At 65.2% G+C, this 18,488-nt stretch carries 16 protein-coding genes; 11 read left to right on the forward strand and 5 right to left on the reverse strand.

The window, feature by feature from the left end:
* Positions 1-27: 27 nt before the first annotated feature.
* Positions 28-639 carry a YdeI family protein gene (locus ACIP9X_RS00550; RefSeq protein WP_400477770.1) on the reverse strand — a complete coding sequence of 204 codons (612 nt, stop codon included), beginning with the start codon at positions 637-639 and terminating at the stop codon, positions 28-30.
* A 96-nt stretch (positions 640-735) separates the two neighbouring features.
* On the opposite strand from ACIP9X_RS00550, the gene ACIP9X_RS00555 reads away from it, so the two are divergent.
* The 6 genes from ACIP9X_RS00555 (at position 736) to ACIP9X_RS00580 (ending at position 6,650) form a co-directional block, all read left to right on the forward strand.
* Positions 736-1,503: a VOC family protein gene (locus ACIP9X_RS00555; protein WP_400477771.1), complete on the forward strand. Its 768-nt coding sequence runs from the start codon at positions 736-738 to the stop codon at positions 1,501-1,503.
* 102 nt (positions 1,504-1,605) lie between these two features.
* Positions 1,606-2,145 (forward strand): NUDIX hydrolase family protein, encoded by a 540-nt coding sequence (locus ACIP9X_RS00560; protein WP_400477772.1) that lies wholly within the window; start codon positions 1,606-1,608, stop codon positions 2,143-2,145.
* Positions 2,146-2,233: 88 nt separating this feature from the next.
* Positions 2,234-3,421, forward strand: coding sequence for a DUF6707 family protein (locus ACIP9X_RS00565; protein ID WP_400477773.1), 1,188 nt, complete (start codon positions 2,234-2,236; stop codon positions 3,419-3,421).
* A gap of 68 nt (positions 3,422-3,489) precedes the next feature.
* Complete coding sequence (locus tag ACIP9X_RS00570; RefSeq protein WP_400477774.1) at positions 3,490-4,215, forward strand: SRPBCC domain-containing protein; 726 nt, start codon at positions 3,490-3,492, stop codon at positions 4,213-4,215.
* 32 nt (positions 4,216-4,247) lie between these two features.
* Entirely contained in the window at positions 4,248-5,552 is a 1,305-nt protein-coding gene (gene tgt, locus ACIP9X_RS00575) for a tRNA guanosine(34) transglycosylase Tgt (RefSeq protein ID WP_400477775.1), read from the forward strand.
* A gap of 156 nt (positions 5,553-5,708) precedes the next feature.
* The gene (locus tag ACIP9X_RS00580; protein WP_400477776.1) at positions 5,709-6,650 is read left to right on the forward strand and encodes a hypothetical protein; all 942 of its coding nucleotides are present in this window, start codon (positions 5,709-5,711) and stop codon (positions 6,648-6,650) included.
* Positions 6,651-6,758: 108 nt separating this feature from the next.
* On the opposite strand, the gene ACIP9X_RS00585 is transcribed toward ACIP9X_RS00580, so the two are convergent.
* Both ACIP9X_RS00585 and ACIP9X_RS00590 read right to left on the reverse strand, forming a co-directional pair.
* Complete coding sequence (locus ACIP9X_RS00585) at positions 6,759-7,463, reverse strand: queuosine precursor transporter (RefSeq protein ID WP_400477777.1); 705 nt, start codon at positions 7,461-7,463, stop codon at positions 6,759-6,761.
* Positions 7,464-7,772: 309 nt separating this feature from the next.
* Entirely contained in the window at positions 7,773-9,200 is a 1,428-nt protein-coding gene (locus tag ACIP9X_RS00590) for an MFS transporter (RefSeq protein WP_400477778.1), read from the reverse strand.
* Between the two features lie 362 nt (positions 9,201-9,562).
* On the opposite strand from ACIP9X_RS00590, the gene ACIP9X_RS00595 reads away from it, so the two are divergent.
* The 3 genes from ACIP9X_RS00595 to ACIP9X_RS00605 are packed head-to-tail and all read left to right on the forward strand — an operon-like array spanning position 9,563 to position 12,709.
* Complete coding sequence (locus tag ACIP9X_RS00595; RefSeq protein WP_400477779.1) at positions 9,563-10,231, forward strand: response regulator transcription factor; 669 nt, start codon at positions 9,563-9,565, stop codon at positions 10,229-10,231.
* Complete coding sequence (locus tag ACIP9X_RS00600; protein WP_400477780.1) at positions 10,228-11,655, forward strand: ATP-binding protein; 1,428 nt, start codon at positions 10,228-10,230, stop codon at positions 11,653-11,655. Before ACIP9X_RS00595 ends, ACIP9X_RS00600 begins: the two co-directional genes overlap by 4 nt.
* A complete protein-coding gene (locus ACIP9X_RS00605; RefSeq protein ID WP_400477781.1) occupies positions 11,648-12,709 on the forward strand; it encodes a TAXI family TRAP transporter solute-binding subunit in 1,062 nt (353 codons plus the stop codon). Before ACIP9X_RS00600 ends, ACIP9X_RS00605 begins: the two co-directional genes overlap by 8 nt.
* Positions 12,710-12,757: 48 nt before the next feature.
* On the opposite strand, the gene ACIP9X_RS00610 is transcribed toward ACIP9X_RS00605, so the two are convergent.
* Positions 12,758-14,032, reverse strand: a complete 1,275-nt coding sequence (locus ACIP9X_RS00610) for a serpin family protein (protein ID WP_400477782.1) — start codon at positions 14,030-14,032, stop codon at positions 12,758-12,760.
* Positions 14,033-14,241: 209 nt separating this feature from the next.
* Here ACIP9X_RS00610 and ACIP9X_RS00615 point away from each other — a divergent pair, with 209 nt between their 5' ends.
* Complete coding sequence (locus ACIP9X_RS00615; protein WP_400477783.1) at positions 14,242-14,598, forward strand: iron chaperone; 357 nt, start codon at positions 14,242-14,244, stop codon at positions 14,596-14,598.
* Positions 14,599-15,425: 827 nt separating this feature from the next.
* Here the strand turns inward: ACIP9X_RS00615 and ACIP9X_RS00620 are convergent.
* Positions 15,426-16,940, reverse strand: coding sequence for a helix-turn-helix domain-containing protein (locus ACIP9X_RS00620; protein WP_400477784.1), 1,515 nt, complete (start codon positions 16,938-16,940; stop codon positions 15,426-15,428).
* 162 nt (positions 16,941-17,102) lie between these two features.
* On the opposite strand from ACIP9X_RS00620, the gene aceA reads away from it, so the two are divergent.
* A complete protein-coding gene (gene aceA / locus ACIP9X_RS00625; protein WP_400477785.1) occupies positions 17,103-18,419 on the forward strand; it encodes an isocitrate lyase in 1,317 nt (438 codons plus the stop codon).
* Positions 18,420-18,488 lie beyond the last annotated feature (69 nt).

Consider the following 18,488-nt stretch of genomic DNA (forward strand, 5'->3'; position numbering starts at 1 on the left):
TTTGCGGGCCTGCCGACGCTTGGAAGCTTAAGGGTTGGCTGTCTGCCCGGCAGGCCGCTTCTTCTGCGGGTAAGGCGTCTCGCCGCGGGCCAGCATCTCCACGAAGCCGGCGATTTTGCGGGCACGGGTAGAGGCCTGCTTCACCGAGTTGGTGCGGTAGATCAGGGCGTACCGGTTGACTGAACTCAGCACGTCAAACATGGCCTGGGCGGCGGGATCCGCTGCAATTGCGGCGGCGAGGTCCTCCGGAACTTCGGCGGCCGACTGGCCCACATAGGCTGCTTCCCAGCGGCCGTCCGCCTTCGCAGCAGCAACCGCTGCCTGCCCTGCTTCTGTCATCCGGCCGGCAGCCTCAAGGCGGCCGATGCGGTCCACGTTCCGTGCCGACCACACGCTTTTTGGACCGCGCCGGGTCATTCTCTGGAAGGAGCTTTCGTCGTCACGCCGCCTGCCCTGGCCGTCGATCCAGCCAAAGCACAGCGCCTCGTTCAGCGCCGTTTCATAATCCAGTTCGGTGACGCTGCCGCCCTTTTTGTGGAGCACCAGCCACACCCCCGGACTGCTGGCGTGGTTCTGTTCCAGCCACGCGCGCCACTCGGCAGCGTCCTTGACTAAGAGCTCTTCGAGTTCAACGGCCATGCGCCTATTCTGCCCCCGGTGCCGCACGATGCAAGTCGTGGCATCATGGCCATGACTGCGCCGATTCTGCATGCCGTTCGAGCCCGAGGAGAAATCATGTTGCGTGTCCGCCCCGTTCACTTCACGTCCCGGATCGAAGAGTGGGAGCAGCTCCTCACCGACTTGGGCATGGTCAAGACGCTCGAAGACGGCACCTGGCGCGAGTTCGACGCCGCTTCCGGCCGGATCGCGCTGCAGCACACGCCCGCCGATGCCGAGAACGACGGCACCACGTCCCTCGCCGTGGAGGTGGGTGACGTGGAGGAATTCGCCCGCCGCACCAACCTCGCAGCGTCCGAGACGGGAAACACCCCGGCCGAGCTCACCCCCGCGGACATCGGCGACTCCTGCAGGATCACGGGCGAGGACGGCTTCAGCTTCATGGCGGACAAGGCGACCCACTGGGCGCAGTGCGCCGACGCAGACACGGGGCTGGCCGTCGTCGGCGTGTGGTTCACGGAGGACACCGCTGCCGCCACAGCAACGCTCAGCAGCATCGGGGCCAGGTTCCGTCCGGTCCCGGATGCTGACGAGACCGCGGACTTCACTGCCAAGAACGGCGGCGTGCTGATGGTCCGCCCCGGTTCCGGCCCTGCGCGGTCCGGCTTTGGTTTCGAGTACGACGGCGACCTGGACGCCTTGGGCCAGCGCCTTACCTCCGCGGGGCACAAAGTCACCGTGACCGAAGAAGCCTTCAGCCGCTCCCTGCACGTGGCCAACCCCGACACGGCGGCAAAGCCAGGCGCCGCCGGCGGCAACCAGCCCGGTGGTCTTCACATTCCGCCCACCATCTGGATCTCAAAGCGGGCGCCCTTGGGCGGGTGACCTCCCCGTGTCCAGCACCTACGTATCCGCTATCAGCTGAGAACCCGCGTCCCGGCATGCCTTCTCGGCTCGTAGCAGGTGCTGATGCGGTAGAACTTAACCATGAACGTGCGCACCCCCGACCCCAATCCCGGCTGGCTCTCCGACGAGGACCTCTTCGAGGCCCGCGGGCGGCTCCCCATGGTCTACGTCGAGGCCGTTCCGGTCCGGCTCGATCCGCTGGGCTTTGTGAACGAGGTGGGCACGCTCCTGCAGGCCGACGCCGACGGCACCATGGTCCGCTCGCTCGTGTCCGGTCGCGTGCTCTACCGCGAAACCATCCGTGCCGCGCTCCTGCGCCACATGGAGAAGGATCTGGGCCCGCTCGCGTTCCCGCAGCTGCCCATCAGCCCCGTCCCGTTCACCGTGGCGGAATACTTCCCCGCCCCGTCCCACACGGGCTTCACCGATGACCGCCAGCACGCCGTGTCGCTGGCCTACGTCATCCCGGTCACTGGCGAGTGCGATCCCCGCCAGGACGCCCTGGAACTCACTTGGATGACGCCGCAGGAAGTGCTGAGCGAAGACGTGCAGCTGGAGTTCAGCGGCGGCCGCGGAGCACTCGTTCGCCAGGCCCTGGCCTACGCCGGAGTCGGCGGCTGACAGCACCCGGAAGTCCGCGCCTCCCCGACTTCGCACCTGCTCCTTTGTAGACTGTTGGGCGGACCGCAAGAGAACTTAAGGACTCCCGATGAACCACCTTCCAGCTGCCCAGACCTACCGCGAACAGCAGGCTGGGTCTCTGCAGACGGGCGACCATCTTCTCCTGCCGGACGGCCTGCGGTCAGCCGAAATCCACTCAGTGGACGTTGAAAACGACGACTTTGGCGTGCCCGCCCTCGTCCTGGCGACGCTGACTGGAGGCGGCATGCTGCGCATCGCGGCAGGCTCGTCGGTCCGGGTTACGGATCCTGCCGGAGCTGCTCCCGAAGCTGCCGGGCCCGCCGCGAAGGCGGACACAGAGCGGGACAGTGCAGAACAGGACAGCGCCGGACGGGACAGCGCTCAAGAGGACAGTGCCCGGCAGGCGAGCGTCAACACCCCTGCCGCCACGGATGGCGCCGCCAAGGGCGCTGCGACGGGCACCGCCGGCAACGCCACTGCCACCCGCACTGCCGACACAGCCAAGAAGCCCGACGCCGGTACCCCGCTTCAGGTTGTCGGGAACCAGGACGCGGGGGCGGCGCTGCCCCCGGCGCCTCCCGCCGTCGTCGTACCTCCCCTGCCGGCCACCACGCCGGCGGTCATCGGCCCCAGCGCCGAAGACCTGGCCCTCATTCCGCAGCCGGGCGGAACCCCCGAATCCGTGGTTGAGGCCGTCGCCGAGGCGCATCCGGACTCTGTCGGTGTGCTGCTGCTGGCGGACAAGCTGGTGAAGGGCATCAACACGAAGTCCGGCAGCTGCCTGAAGGACCTCAGCGATCTCGCCCATGAGCTGTTCATCATGCTCAAGGACGCCGACGGTGCGCTTGCCGTCGCGGACCTGCTGAACGTGCTGCCCTTCGACGGCAATCCCGGCAGGTGGTCGTCCGTGGAGGCGTCGCTCGCGTTGTCGACGTACATCTGCCGCCAGACCGGCCAGAAGGAACGCGCCGCCGTTTACGAGAAGCTGCTCCGCGCTCCCGACAACCAGGAAACCGATCCCTTCAAGGCCCGCATGCAGGCGCGGGTGCGCCAGCGGTCGCTGAACGAACCCAACCTGTACGACAAAGAGATCTTCCGGTCGATCGACAACTCGAACCACGAGGCCGAACGGGAGTGGCGGCTGCTGCGCCTGGAGTCGCTGCTGTTCCTGCGTGCCCACGGCGGGTCCCAGACCATCAGCGCCGGTGAGCTGGAGCGGCGCATCGCCAACGAACTGGAGTCGGTCCGGGCCTAGGCGATCCTGCTTCGGCGTAATCCCGTTTTGCTCTAGCCCCGGCCCTGCCGAAGTTGTACATTCGGGCAATGACGAACAATCTGAGCGTTGTGATCAACTCTGATGCACCGCAGGTTTGGACGATGCTTCGTGAACCCGCAAAAGTCGCCGAATGGCACGGCTGGCAGGCTGACGACCTGGCCTCGGAAATCAAAGAGATCTACTTCAACAGCACCGTGGTTGAGAACCCGGACCACACGGCCCTGACCGTCGACGGCGGCGACGAGTTCACGCTCAAACCGGTGCCCACAGGGACTGAAGTCAGCGTGACGCGCGCAGCCCTGGACCACAACTCAGAGTGGGCGGCCTGGGACGAGGACATCACCCAGGGGTGGCTCACCTTCCTCCAGCAGCTGCGGTTTGCCTTGGAGCGCCACCCCCATGCAAAGCGGCGCACCATATTCTTCTCGGTTCCCGGCTCAGGCGGTTCGGCTATTGAGAAACTCGGGCTCAAGGATGTCCCGGCGCCCGGCGAGGAGTATTCGCTGACCCTGGGCACAGGCGAGGAGATTGCCGGCAGGGTCTGGTACAAGTCCAACCACCAGGTGGGGCTGACCGTGCACAGCTACGCCGAGCACGGCGACGGCCTGCTGATCGTGGCAGACCAGCCCGTCATCCCGGACGCCAGGCCCGACGGCGGGTCCATGGTGATCATCTCGACCTACGAACTTGGGGCCCACGCCCTGGAAACCATCCGCACCCTCTGGGACGACTGGCGCGCTGAGAACTATCCCACATCGGAACCGATCCACTGAGACCATGGGCCCGCAACTGGCACACTTGAACCGTGCCAGCCAATTCTGACGTGCCTTCCCTTCCTGAAGCGGTGCCGCCCGCCCGACAGTCGGAGTTTTCCTTCCGCGTGGGCAAGCGCCTCACTGAAACATGCCGCCCCACGTCTGAACAGATGTACGACAACGGCGGCGAGTTCCTGGGGCGGACAGGCACCATCACCACACCCCATGGCGAGATCCAGACGCCTGCCTTCATCGCCGTCGGAACCAAGGCCACGGTGAAGTCCGTGCTTCCGGAGTCCATGGCCGAGCTCGGCGCCCAGGCGCTGCTGGCCAATGCCTACCACTTGTACCTGCAGCCGGGACCGGACGTCCTGGACGAGGCGGGCGGGCTGGGTACCTTCATGAACTGGCCGGGTCCCACCTTTACCGATTCCGGCGGATTCCAGGTGATGAGCCTGGGCTCGGGGTTCAAGAAGGTCATCGACATGAAGAGCGTGGACCAGTCCGGCCCGGATGACGCTGTCGCCGCCGGTAAGGAGCGGCTCGCCCACGTGGACGATGACGGCGTGTGGTTCAAGAGCCACCTCAACGGGGACCGCCACCGCTTCTCGCCAGAGATCTCAATGCAGGTCCAGCACCAGATCGGCGCGGACATCATGTTTGCCTTCGACGAGCTCACCACGCTCCAGAACTCCCGCGGGTACCAGGTGGAGTCGCTGGAACGGACGCGGCTGTGGGCGCTGCGCTGCCTTGAGGAGCATTTCCGGCTGACCGCTTCCCGGGCGGGCAAGCCGTACCAGGCCCTGTTTGGCGTGATCCAGGGTGCCCAGTACGAGGACCTGCGCCGCAAGGCCTGCCGGGACCTCGGTGCCATGGCCTTCGACGGCTACGGGATCGGCGGCGCCCTCGAGAAGGAGAACCTTGGCACAATCGTGCGCTGGTGCAACGAGGAACTGCCCGAGAACAAGCCGCGGCACCTGCTGGGGATCTCCGAGCCCGACGACATCTTCACAGCCATCGAAAACGGCGCCGACACCTTCGACTGCGTCTCCCCCACCCGCGTGGCCCGCAACTCGGCGTTCTACACCCCGACCGGACGGTACAACCTCTCCGGGGCCAAGTACAAGCGCGACTTCGGTCCGCTGCAGGAGGGCTGCGACTGCTACGCCTGCCGGAACTACTCCCGCGCCTACATCCACCACCTGTTCAAGGCCAGGGAGATGCTCTCGGCCACGCTCATCTCCATCCACAACGAGCGCTTCGTGGTGAAGATGGTGGACGATGCCCGGCTTGCCATCGAGGACGGTTCCTTCTTCGACTTCAAGGCCGAAACCCTGGGCCGGTACTACAGCTAGGGCTGCGTGCCACGGGCCGTCGTCGTCGAACTCGCCGGAAACGTCCCGGGCCGCCGGAACGCTACGGCGGCCCCGCAGCTTTCCGGCGGTTTCGCGTTTTCCACATAACGACGGTGGCATCTCGCCTGTGCCGGCGCGGCCCTCGAAGCTGGTGCCATGCCTTCACACAACTCCCCTGAGCTCCCGCCGACGGGCAACCTCTGGCGCACCGACGAGCTAACCGATCTTGGCTATGGCTCGCGGTCCATCAGATCCCTGCTGGATTCAGGATCCCTGGTCCGGCTGCGCTACGGCTGCTATCTCCGCGCCAGCGTGTGGGACGCCCAATCCGCGGGCGTCCGCAGCCGGCAGCTCATTTATGCGCACGCGCACGGAACACGCACGACGTCGACCGGCCAGTTCGCGTACAGCCACACCTCCGCGGCGCGCCTCCACTGTCTCTATCTCTGGAAAGTGGACGACCTGATCCACCTTCTGCAGCGTGTGAACCCGTCGAGCGAGCGCCACGGCAGGGACGTGAGGTGCCATACCCGACCGTTCTCCGACCACGAGATCGTCATGCTGAACGGACTCCGGGTGACCTCCCTTGAACGGACCGCAGCCGATTGCGCCATGATGCTGACATACCGGCAGTCGCTGATCGTTATGGACCATGCACTCCGGCTCGGTGCGGACCGCTCGCTGCTGCAGGAAATGGCGGATTCACTGGACGGCAGGCGCGGTGTCCGAACGTTCCGCCGCGCGCTCGAGAACGCGGACCCCCGTTCGGAGTCACCCGGCGAAACTCTTACCCGGGAGCTGATCCGCCGGCTTGGGATCCGGCCGCCCACGCCGCAGGTTGAGGTTACGAGTGCGATTGGCCGGCACCGTCTGGACTTCGCCTGGAAGAAGGAGAAGGTGGCTTTGGAGTTCGACGGCAAGCTCAAGTACTTCGACTACAAGCCCACGCCCGACGTCCTGTTCGAGGAGCGTCAGCGGGAGAACGCCCTAACGGAGGAGGGCTGGAAGTTCCTTCGGATCACGTGGAAGGATCTGTTTAACGAGGCACGCTTCAAGTACCGCGTGCACCAGGCTTTGGCTGGCCGGTCCGCCGTCTGAGCTACCCCGCCGGTCGCCGAAATCGTCGGAATCCTGCGGAAACGCCGAAACGTTCCGGCGTGCCCGCACCTTTCCGGCGGTTTCGGCGCAGAGAGGCGCTCAGCGGACCTAAGCCGCCGCGGCTCCGTAGCTCGGCTCGCGCCTCTTGATCCAGCCGATGACGAGGGCCGTCACCGGCACGAACAGGAACTCGACGAGGGTTTTGTAGAGGAATCCGACCACCACGTAGTTCGCGAACATGGCGAAGTCGGTGATGCCGATCACGGAAGCCGCTATGCTGCAGAAGATCAGCGTGTCCACAAATTCCCCGGCGACCGAGGAACTCATGATGCGCACCCACAGCGACTTCTCGCCGGAGCGGGCCTTCATCTTCACGAGGATCCAGGAGTTGATGGTCTGACCAGCGAGGAACGCCACCAGCGAGGCAAGCACGATCTGCGGCACCGGGCCGAGCGCACCCTCCAGCGCGGCCTGCTTGGAAGCGCCAAACTCGTCGTCGAAACCGGGCAGTGCAATGATGATCCAGTAGCAGGCCGAGGCGAACACGGACAGCGCAAACGTTGTGATGATTGCCTTGCGGGCCACCTTGAAGCCATACACCTCGCTGATGACATCACCCAGGATGTAGGCCAGCGGGAACAGGAAGAACCCGCCGTCCGTGACGATCGGGCCGAGTGCCACGCCTTTCGATGCCCCGATGTTGGAGAGGATCAGCACTACGGCCATGACCGCGAGCATGATGCCAAAGTAGGGCGAGCCGATGGAAGCAAATTTCGGCCCAGCAGAAGCAGGGAAAGTCTTGGCGGAGGTCATCGGTGTTCCATTCATAGTGGTTCGCTCGGGCGCCCGGTTCCCTGGAACCACCGGCGGCAACCCGGCTGTATTAGCACTGGACCGGTCCGGCCGGACTCGCCGCCGGAACCGCACTCATTCTCTCACCCGCGGCGTCAGGAGTATCGGGTAGGGCGCCTGGGTTAACGACGACGGCGGGCCGCCGGCTCCGGGACCCGAAGTCCAGTAGCCGGCCACCCGCCGTCGTACGCATCCATTTCGATGGTTCCCTGCCGCCTCGACGCGTGCCCGGGCGCCGAGTGTGCGCGGAACCGTCGAAACGGCGCGGATCTAGCGCCGCGATGCGTCGATGAGATCCTTGTCGTCGTCTCTGCGGCCTGCATCCGTGGCGTCGTCAGCGGCAACAGCTGCCGGCGACCAGGCGTCGCCCTGCTCGCGGTCCAGGTGCGTGGTCTTCTTGTTCTTCAGCGCGAAGATGTAGACCAGCAGGGAGAGGCTGATCGCCACGGTGACGTAGGTGAAGAAGAGGTCCACCTGGCCGGCCTTCTGCAGGGCTGCGCCGATCAGCGGAACCGTGCCGCCAAACAGCGAGTTGGCAATGGCGTAGCCAAGCCCGACGCCCAAAGCGCGGATCGACGCCGGGAACAGCTCGGCCTTCACGAGTGCGTTGATGGAGGTGTAGCCGCCAACGATCAGCAGGCCGCCCATCATGAGCAGGAACGCGGTGAACGGATCCTTGGTGCCGGCCAGTGTGGAAAGCAGTGGCCACGTCAGCAGCACCCCGCCGATGCCGAACCACAGCAGCAGCGGCTTGCGGCCAACCTTGTCGGAGATCATGCCGTAGACGGGCTGCAGGAGCATGAAGATGAGCAGTGCCCAGAAGTTGATGACGGAGGTGTCGGTCTTGGCGATGCCCGAAGTATCGTTCATGAACTTCAGGATGAAGTTGGTGTAGGTGTAGAAGGCGACGGTGCCGCCGAGAGTCACGCCGATGCAAATCAGCAGCGGCTTCCAGTGCTGCGTGAACAGCAGCTTCATGGTGCCGGGGCGGGCTTCGCCGGCCACGGGTGCCTTCGCTGCCCGGACCTGCTCCTCGGAGACCGTCTCTTCCATGGAGCGCCGCAGCCACAGGACCACGAGGGCGGCGACACCGCCGATGGCGAACGGGATGCGCCAGCCCCACTCGGTGAGGACGTCCTTGCCCAGGGTGTTCTGCAGGATCACGAGCACCAGCAGGGCCAGCATCTGCCCGCCGATCAGGGTGACGTACTGGAAGCTGGAGAAGAACCCGCGGCGCTTGGAGGTGGCGGCCTCGGACATGTAGGTGGCGCTGGTGCCGTACTCGCCGCCCACGGAGAAGCCCTGGACAAGGCGCACGAGGATGAGCAGAAGCAGCGCCCAGACGCCGATCTGCTGCGTGGTGGGCAGGATCGCGATGGCGAAGGAGCCCGCCGACATCATGGTGACGCTCAGCGTCAGGGCGGCCTTGCGGCCGTTGCGGTCGGCGTAGCGGCCGAAGAACCAGCTGCCGATCGGCCGCATCAGGAACGACGTCGAGAAGACCGCCATCGCCTCGAGGCCGGCCTGAAGCTCGTCCTTGGAGCTGAAGAAGTGGGACTGGAAGTAGGCTGCGAAGACTGTGTAGACGTAGAGGTCGTACCACTCCACGAGGTTGCCGGCAGAGCCCTTAAGGATGTTGCTTACGGCCCGGCGGGTCTCGGCCGCCTCATTCTGGGTCACGGCTTGTTGGGTGCTCATCGCTGAACCCTCCTTGACGATGCCGCAACCGGCGGCAGTTCCTGACGTACATGCTTGCTGTCCATGGCAACCTTGCTCATGGTTCCTCCTCAACGTGGACAGTCCCCGTGAACGGCAGAGGACCCATCCAAACTATGGGTGATGCAGCGCACAACCTACGTGGAGGGGCATTTCCTAACACTTCCTTAGGTTTCCCGCCCCGCTCTTTCCCTCCCCGGATCACCCCCACCTTCGGTGCCGCACCGTCCGTTCGCCAGCTTTCGAGCGCATCAGGGCGCAAGGCAAAAAAGCGGAAGAAGGGGTAGTCTCCAAAGCGGGCAGACGGATGTGCGCCCCGAAACCAGCGATAAAGGAACCAGGCCATGGAAGTGCTCATCGTCGAGGACGACGACGCCATGGCGGGTGCTCTTGAGGCGGCCGTGGTCTCCGCGGGCCATAAGGCAACCAGGGTGTCCCGCGGCGCCGATGCCCTCCTGGCCCACAGGAAGTCCGAAGTGATCCTGCTGGACCTGGGGCTTCCGGATATGGACGGCCTGGAAGTGCTGCGGAAGCTTCGCCAGGTCACCCCGTGCCCCATTCTGATCCTCACGGCACGGGACGATGAGCGGAGTGTGGTGCTGGGACTGCGGTCCGGAGCCGACGACTACCTCGTCAAGCCGGTCAAGCTCGTCGAATTGCTGGCCCGCATCGAGGCGGTTACCCGGCGGACGGGCCGGAGCGGTGGCCACAGGCAGCAGAACATTGTGCTGGGGGATCTCGAGATCGACGTCGACCGGCGAGTGGCGGCGCTGGCGTCCCGCGTGCTCCCTTTAACCGCCACCGAGTTCGACCTGCTCGCGCTGCTGGCCCGCAATGCAGGTTCAGTGGTCACCAGGGAGCAGATCCTGGACGCCTTGTGGGGTGATGCGTTCCTCGCATCCTCTCGATCACTCGACGTTCACCTGACGGGGCTCAGAGCAAAGCTGCAACTACCCGGCTTTATCATCAACGTCCGCGGCGTCGGCTACCGGGTTGAGGCCGGTCCGGAGTGAAACTGCGCGTCCTGGGCGTCCTCAGCCTGCTGGCCGTGCTCATGGTCATCCTCGCCTCCAACGCCATCCTGACATCCGCCAGCCGGGAGCTCACCCAGGAGCTCCAGATCAACCGCGTGGCAGCGCTCAACCGGTTCGCGCAGGTGGCTTATGACGCCGCGCTGGACGGCGATTCCACCCAACTCCAGCGAGAAATGGACAGGTACTCCGAGCTTTACGAAGAAGGAGTTCTGATCCGTCTCCAGGAGCGTACCCTGCGCTCCGGCGGCCTCCGCGAAGACAGGACAGATGTCCGGGACGCGGTGGCGAGGGCGAACCTGAACCTCAGCGACACTACGCTCGCCCCTCTGCAGCCGTTCGGCAACGGCTCCGAGGTGATCTCCCGGTCCTTTGGCAGTGCCAGCCAGGTCCTTGGCGAGGCCGTCCTCGAAGTGAACCTGGACGCGGCCCGGCAGAAACTGCGGGAGCGGTGGCTCGTCGTCGGACTTGCGGCGTCCGCCCTCGGGGCGGTGCTCCTCCTCGGCGCGGCGCGCGTGACCCGCTGGGTGCTGCGTCCTGTTCATCGCCTCAATGCGGCCGTGACTGAGCTCGAAACGACGGGCCGGACCAGTCACCTTCCCGAGGACGGCCCGCCGGAGCTGAGGCAGTTGAGCCGTTCCTTCACCGCGATGGCGCAAACCGTCAGTGAAAGCATCGATTCACAACGCCAACTGATAGCGGACACGTCCCACCAGTTGCGCAATCCCGTGGGCGCCCTGCGGCTGAGGATCGATCTGCTGCAGCTGGAACTGCGGACGGCCCGGGAACATACTGCCGCGGCGGGGGTACTGGCAGAACTCGAGCGGGTGGAGGAGATCCTGGACGGGGTACTGAAGCTGGCGGCCGCTGAGCATCGGGCCTTCGAGGACTCCGCACGTGGCCGAGCTTCCGGCGGAACCAAGGATTTCATCGACCCCTACCCGGTTCTGCAGGAGGAATCAGAACGGGCAGAACCGGCCGCCCGGCGCGCCGGAGCGTCAATCCTGCTTGAGGAACCACCGGATCGCCCGGTGTCGTTGGCCTGCAACGCCGCCGAACTCGCCCAGATGGTGGGGGAACTCCTGAACAACGCGGTCAAATACGCCCCCGGCGCCTGCATTTCCGTTGCCCTCCGCAAGCTCCCAGGAGCGGTGATGATCGAGGTTTCCGACGACGGTCCAGGACTTTCGGAGGACGAAAGGGCCGCTGCGACCACCAGGTTCTGGAGGTCGCCACGGAACCGGGAGGTTCGCGGCAACGGCCTGGGCATGACCATCGTCGACAAGCTTGCGGGAGCCAACGGCGGCCGCCTGCTGCTGGCCGAAAATTCACCCCACGGCCTGATCGCCCGCCTCGAATTTCCCCTCCCGGCGACCCAACACGGCCAAGGGTATCCGCATGGCTGACCAAATCGCCCCCGGAGGGCTTCCGCCGCGAAGGACGGCCCTCAAAGCCGGACTGGCCGCGGGCTTGGCAGGAGTACTGTTGCCGGCGCTGAACGCGTGCATTTCGGAGAACCGTCCCGCCACTGTCACGGTGGCGGGGGGTGAGCCGGGAGGCTTCTACCTGGAGTTTTCGACGCTGCTCGCAGATTCCCTTCAGCGTCACGGGGTGGCGGACCGTGCCGTGGCACTGACCACCGGGGGCAGCCTGGACAACCTGGAAAGCCTTCTGACCGGCACGGCGACCTTCGCCGTCGCACTCGCAGACGCAGCGGCGCAGCAGCTGGCAGCCAAGGGTCCTTCAAGCGTCGGAATTGCTGCCCTCGGAAAGGTCTACGAAAACTACGTCCACTGCGTGGTCCGGAAGAACAGCGGCATCCGGAACTTCACCCAGCTTGCCGGGAGGACTGTCGCCGTCGGCCAGCCCGGCTCAGGGACGTCGCTGATTACTCCCCGCCTCATCGAGGCTGCCGGGCTTAAGTCCTCCCCCGCCGGCCACGCCGCTGGCGGCTCTGCCGGCGGCGCCGGCGGCGGCTCGATCGGCGGCCCGACCCGTGGGAAGACGGTCACCGTCATGAATCTCGGGCTGAACGACGGGCTAAAGGCACTCCAGTCCGGATTAGTGGACGCATTGTTCTGGTCAGGAGGGGTGCCTACTGCGGCCATTTCTGCCGCCAACAAAGAAACCGGGCTCGGGTTCCTCGACCTCTCTGCATTGATCCCGGCGATGCGGACACGGTACGGCATCTTTTACGACCGCGTGCTGCTCCCCGAGGGCGGTTATGAGGGCACTCCGGCGGTGTGGACCGTGGGCGTGGCCAACCTGCTCCTGTGCCGGAACGACCTGGATGACCGCACCGTGAAGAGGACGGTCGAACTGCTGGTGGACCATGCCCAGGAGCTCGTCCCGCGGTCCAGTCTCGGGGTTCAGTTCCTGAGCCCGGAATCCCTCATCAACACGGCCGGGCTGCCGCTGCACCCCGCAGCCGCTGCCGCCTACAGGAAGCTGCACGGCTAGCCGCTGTGGCCGTCGACTCGCTTGCATGGCGTACGGCAGACTTCGATCTCACCGAGGATCCGCGACCGTGCCCATGAACAGCGGCAGCCCCGTCTCTATGTGGACGATCTGATAGTGAAATGGCCTGTCGAATTCGATGGTCCGGTCCGGCTGCGGCGGCGCGCTGGTGACCATGCCGTTGAATTGCGTCACGGCGGCAGCGACGGTGCCTTTCTCCGCGACGGTGATGTTGGCTGCCTGCGCAGCCTGCGTGATGGCGAAGTCCTGCTGGATGGCATTGAAGCCGACCGTGGTGTTGAGGGTATTGGTCAATCCCATGGCTCCGAGAACCTGCCGGAGGTCGAAGCTGCACCTGTGGTCCCACTTCGGCAGTTGGATCTGGACGGTTTGCCGCTGTGCCGAGTCCATGACGACGGCGATGTTTCCCAACTCTTTTGCGCTCAGCACCGTGCCCTTGCCGGCTCCAACGTCCGGGAGGACCAGCCTCATGACGAAGCCCTCGGCATAAGGAAGGTCAATGCCCCGCCATCCCGGACCCTCGGCGTATTTCAGCTGCAGGAGGTTGTGCATGGCAGAGGAATCGATTTGTTCACCGGCTGCCGTGGTGAACGGCATGTCGAACGTGCTGCCGGGATCAAACGGAGACTTCCACGCGGCCGCGAAATACAGGGTGTTCAGGAGACTGAAGGTGTTCCGGCGGTCATATTCTGCCGGCGCTTTCGTGATCCGCCCACCGGTGTTCTTCTCCACCCAGGCGTCGATCACAGGCTTGGTCACGGCCTCATCGCTGAAGTCCACCGGATACACACCCGTGCCGTAGTGCCGCGCCAGCGTGTCCAGGTAGGTGGCACCGGTCTCCACCCCCCGGTCCACAAAGAGGCCGTTCGCCGGGTGCATTACCGGCTTCCGCGGCGGGTTCCCTTCATCCACCGAGGCGGGATCACCGTCGAACTTCTGCAGGGAAGCGAGCAGCGCGTTCATCGCTTCGTCGCGCTTGAGCCGCGGAAGTTCGAGGACCGCGTCCATCTCGGCGGCCGTCTCGCCCGCGGCCCCCGCGCGGAGCATGGCCAGGGCAATCAGCAGGCCGCCCGGCGAGGAAACCACATTGCCGCTGGCGCCGTCGCCGCCGTCGGCAAGCAGTGCCTCCCCCAGCTTCAGCGCGGAGTCCCGGAGCATCATCAGCTCGGCGGAATAGGCAGCCCGGTCCGCAGACTCGCGTTCCACGCCGTCGGCCTTCAGGAGCCCCGGTTGCGGCGCTGAGCATGCGGCCAGCGCCGCCACGGCGGCTGCCGCCACGAATTTTGCCACTCGGATCCTTTTCATCGACGTCCTCGGACGGTCACCGGAATACTGCCTGCCCACAGTCAAGCACCGGGGTGCGACAGTATCGATGCCTGACCGGTCACGGTTTGCCGTCGGTTTGGTCTCGGTTCCGACCCTCCCTCAGTTTCCGCAACATTTTCGGCAACGCTCTCTCATTCCGGCACGGGCGTATCCTCGACGCAACCCGTTGGATCCTGGAGGAGCGCGGCATGGCCCAGCATTTCAACAGCGTCGACGAATACATCGCTCAGTTTCCCGGCGACGTGCAGGACATCCTTCAGGAAGTCCGGCGCAGGTGCCACGCGGCCGTGCCCGGTTCCGGCGAGATGATCAGTTACGGCATCCCCACCGTCACCCTCGGCGGCAAGTACGTGGTGTACTTCGCGGGATGGGCGCACCACATTTCTGTCTACCCTGTGCCGTCCGGCGACGACACCTTCCAGGCAGAGATCGCACCCTTCCGGGCCGCCAAGGGCACGCTCAAGTTCCCCCTCGGCAAGCCGCTCCCCTACGGGCTCATCGAAAGGACGGCGGCTTTTCTCCTGGCTGAACGCCGGGGGCGGTAACGGCCGCCCGTACGTACCGCCGTCGAATGCGTACGACGGCGGGAACTTGAGTACAGCGGGAGGGCTTCGCCGTGCGCTTTGGGCACCTATTCCCACTCACCTGTCACGCGCGGGCAAACGCACCGTCCACCGGCCCGTTTTCCACATACGAATGGTCGCCGTTGAAGCCCGCCATTCCCCACTCATAGCGTTGTTGGACAGATATTCAGCCTCCCCAACAACCACAGTGAGGAACGATCGTGGCCAACAAATCCCGCCGACGGCCAGCACGACGAAATTCCTTCAGCGTGTGCCATTCCGGGAACCGCGCACACGGCGCAAAGCAAGTGTCTTCCCTTGCGTCACTTCGAGGCGACCAGAAGCTGGATTCCCTAATCCCCGCATTCGTGCGCTGGCACTGGGAACACGGGATAGTTTCAGACGTGTCAGTCGTCTTGAAGCAGCTGACTGCATTCTTTGCCATTTGCGCTGAACTGGACGGCGACGCCAAGGTCACCGCGATAGAGCCGAAAGATATCGCCGAGCTTGTGGCGCGACTTATTGAGCGCAATACCGAATTTGCGGCCCTTTTCTGTGGCACCCTAATTGAATTCGTGAACTTTCTGATGGATACGGGCCGTTGGGCCGGTAGCCGGGAAAGCTACCAGGCTTTGCGCCGCATCCTCTATGACGGGCTGTTCAACGCGAAATTCCTACCTCCACCCCAGGCGCGCACCGAACCGCAACTAGCCGTCCCTCCGGCCGCAAGAGTGCGGGACCGTCACAAACAAGGCAGTGAAACTGCGGGAGCCTTGGGGAAAAACCCGCAGCACCAGAGAGAGCGTCGGTCAGCTTCCCGAGTGGGCCTGCAGGAACGTGTACACCTCGGTCTCGTCCACGCCGGGGAAAGCACCCGGGGGCATGGCCGCGAGCAGGTGGGAATGGGCCCGGGCGGACGGCCAGGCGTTGCCTGCCCACTCAGATATCAGCGCGGCAGGCGGCCGCTTGCAGCAGGTGGGGTCGGGGCAGTTGGACGTTGCGCGGGCCGTGGTTTCCCGTCCGCGGAACCACTTCACGTGCTGGTACGGCACCCCGATGCTCAGCGAGAAATGCCCGCTGGCCGACCGTTCCGTGCGGGCAGTACACCAGTACGTGCCCGACGGCGTGTCCGTGTACTGGCTGTAGGCGCTGAACTTGTCCGGCACATCGAACACGGCACGGGAGGTCCAGGCCTTGCAGGACGGCTGCCCCTCGATCGCACCGGTGTGGTCCTGCGGGAAGTTCACGCCGTCGTTCTCGTAGGCCTTGTAGATGATCCCGCTCTGGTGTGTCTTCTGGAAATGGGTGGTGATGCCCAGATGCTTGGTGGCCAGGTTGGTGAAGCGGTGGGCGGCGGTCTCATAGGAAACGGCGAAGGCGTCGCGGATGTCCTCGACCGCAATTTCCTTCGCGGCCTTGGCTTTCTGCAGAAATTCCACGGTGGCCTGCTCCGGCAGCAGGAGTGCCGCCGCGAAATAGTTGGTCGCCACCCTTTGGGCCAGGAAATCGCCGTAGTTGCGGGGCGTCTCATGGCCGAGGACGTAGTGTCCCAGAGCCTGCAGGAGCACGGAGCGGGGGTCGTGGTCCTGCCGCTCGCTCTGCGTGAGATAAATTTTGCGGTTCTTCAAATCGGTCACGGAACGGGTGGAATGCGGCAGGTCGCCCACGTGGTGGAGGGTGAATCCCAGGTGCTCCGCGATGTCGGCGATGACATGCTGGCTCAGCGGCCCGGACGTGTATCCCACCTCCTTCAGCACCTTCTGCGCCTCAGCCTCGTACTCCGGAAAATAGTTCCCGCGTTCGCGCATCATGGCCCGCAGTTCACCATTCGCGCGGCGGGCCTCCTCCGGCGTTGCCACCTGCTCGTTCATCTTGCGCTCGAGCTCCTGCAGCAGCCCCACCTGGGCCTCCAGCACATCCATCGGCAACCGGGAGCTGATGCGGATTTTGGGCAGGTTCAGGGACTCGTAAAGCGGTCCGCGCTGGTAGCGTTCGAGCTCAATTTCCAGCCCCGCCCGGCGGCTCGGCGGCTCAGCCCCCAGCAGCTGGTCAATGCCGACGCCGAGCGCCCCGGCCAGGTGCTGCAGCAGCCCGAGTTTTGGTTCCCGCTTGCCGTTCTCAATCAGGCTCAGCTGGCTCGGCGCGGTCCCGACGGCGGCACTCAGGTCATCCAGCGTCAGGCCTGCCTGCTTGCGCAGGTGCCGCACACGGCGGCCCAGCGCAATCACGTCCAGTTCCGCCGTCGGCGCGGACGACGGCGGCTGCAAAACTTCCCTGTTCCAGCTTGAAGGCGACATTTCTGAAGAATACGTGAAGAAACGCAATTCTTTCCAGCCTTTTCCTCTAGAAAGCGGTCTGGAAGTGCAGAAAAGTAGGTGTCACGAAGGAAAACCCCTCCGAAAACCGGCTGGACCTGCAACGGCGCAGGGACGGTCGGCCCGGAACCAGAACCCCGGAATGGCCCGGGAGCTAACAAGGAGACAAAGATGACTGCAGCATTTGAGCCCAACCAGCAGACGCCCGACCAGCAGGCCGCCGCACTGGAGCTCGAGTGGGCTGCCAACCCGCGTTGGGAAGGTGTCACTCGGGACTACTCAGCGTCCGACGTCGTCCGCCTCCGCGGCCGTGTCTCCGAAGAGCACACGCTGGCGAAGCGGGGCTCCGAGAAGCTGTGGAAGCAGCTCACCGAGGAACACAAGGAAGGCAAGTACACCAACGCCTTGGGTGCCCTGACCGGCAACCAGGCTGTGCAGCAGGTCAAGGCCGGCCTGCGGGCCATCTACCTCTCCGGCTGGCAGGTGGCCGCCGACGCGAACAACTCCGGGCACACCTACCCGGATCAGTCGCTCTACCCGGCCAACTCCGTGCCCACCGTTGTGCGACGCATCAACAACGCCCTGCTCCGGGCCGACCAGATCGAGTTCTCCGAAGGCGTCCAGACCGTGGAGGACTGGCTGGTCCCGATCGTCGCCGACGCCGAGGCCGGCTTCGGCGGCCCGCTGAACGCCTACGAGCTGATGAAGTCCATGATCCAGGCCGGCGCCGCCGGCGTTCACTGGGAGGACCAGCTCGCCTCTGAGAAGAAGTGCGGCCACCTCGGCGGCAAGGTGCTGATCCCCACCCAGCAGCACATCAGGACCCTGAACGCCGCCCGCCTGGCCGCTGACGTCGCCGGCACCCCGTCCGTGGTCATCGCCCGCACCGACGCCGAGGCCGCCACCCTGATCACCTCGGACGTGGACGAGCGGGACCAGGAATTCATCACCGGTGAGCGGACGGCGGAGGGCTTCTACAAGGTCCGCAACGGCATCGAACCCTGCATCGCCCGCGCCAAGGCCTACGCCCCGTACTCCGACCTCATCTGGATGGAAACCGGCACCCCGGACCTGGAGCTCGCCCGCAAGTTCGCCGAAGCCGTCAAGGCCGAGTTCCCGGACCAGATGCTCTCCTACAACTGCTCCCCGTCGTTCAACTGGAAGAAGCACCTCGACGACGCCACCATCGCCAAGTTCCAGCGTGAACTCGGCGCCATGGGCTTCACCTTCCAGTTCATCACCCTGGCCGGCTTCCACGCCCTGAACTACTCCATGTTCGACCTCGCCCACGGCTACGCCCGCGAAGGCATGAGCGCCTACGTCGAACTCCAGGAAAAAGAATTCGCCTCCGAGTCCCGCGGCTACACCGCCACCAAGCACCAGCGCGAAGTCGGCACCGGCTACTTCGACGACATTGCAACTGCGCTCAACCCGAACGCATCCACCCTGGCCCTGGTGGGATCCACCGAAGAAGGCCAGTTCCACTAACTTCCCGACGGCGGCCGCTGGTTGAGCTTGTCGAAACCGCCGGCCCCCGGATCGGCTCCGGCCTTCGGA

This window comes from Arthrobacter sp. NPDC093125 (assembly GCF_044754225.1).
Lineage (GTDB): Bacteria > Actinomycetota > Actinomycetes > Actinomycetales > Micrococcaceae > Arthrobacter.

Coding starts and splice junctions, on each gene's coding strand:
- ACIP9X_RS00605 (WP_400477781.1), top strand. CDS start 11,648: ATGGCTGACCAAATCGCCCCCGGAGGGCTTCCGCCGCGAAGGACGGCC.
- ACIP9X_RS00585 (WP_400477777.1), bottom strand. CDS start 7,463: ATGACCTCCGCCAAGACTTTCCCTGCTTCTGCTGGGCCGAAATTTGCT.
- ACIP9X_RS00560 (WP_400477772.1), top strand. CDS start 1,606: ATGAACGTGCGCACCCCCGACCCCAATCCCGGCTGGCTCTCCGACGAG.
- ACIP9X_RS00590 (WP_400477778.1), bottom strand. CDS start 9,200: ATGAGCACCCAACAAGCCGTGACCCAGAATGAGGCGGCCGAGACCCGC.
- ACIP9X_RS00580 (WP_400477776.1), top strand. CDS start 5,709: ATGCCTTCACACAACTCCCCTGAGCTCCCGCCGACGGGCAACCTCTGG.
- ACIP9X_RS00610 (WP_400477782.1), bottom strand. CDS start 14,032: ATGAAAAGGATCCGAGTGGCAAAATTCGTGGCGGCAGCCGCCGTGGCG.
- ACIP9X_RS00550 (WP_400477770.1), bottom strand. CDS start 639: ATGGCCGTTGAACTCGAAGAGCTCTTAGTCAAGGACGCTGCCGAGTGG.
- ACIP9X_RS00565 (WP_400477773.1), top strand. CDS start 2,234: ATGAACCACCTTCCAGCTGCCCAGACCTACCGCGAACAGCAGGCTGGG.
- ACIP9X_RS00570 (WP_400477774.1), top strand. CDS start 3,490: ATGACGAACAATCTGAGCGTTGTGATCAACTCTGATGCACCGCAGGTT.
- ACIP9X_RS00555 (WP_400477771.1), top strand. CDS start 736: ATGTTGCGTGTCCGCCCCGTTCACTTCACGTCCCGGATCGAAGAGTGG.
- aceA (WP_400477785.1), top strand. CDS start 17,103: ATGACTGCAGCATTTGAGCCCAACCAGCAGACGCCCGACCAGCAGGCC.
- ACIP9X_RS00595 (WP_400477779.1), top strand. CDS start 9,563: ATGGAAGTGCTCATCGTCGAGGACGACGACGCCATGGCGGGTGCTCTT.
- ACIP9X_RS00615 (WP_400477783.1), top strand. CDS start 14,242: ATGGCCCAGCATTTCAACAGCGTCGACGAATACATCGCTCAGTTTCCC.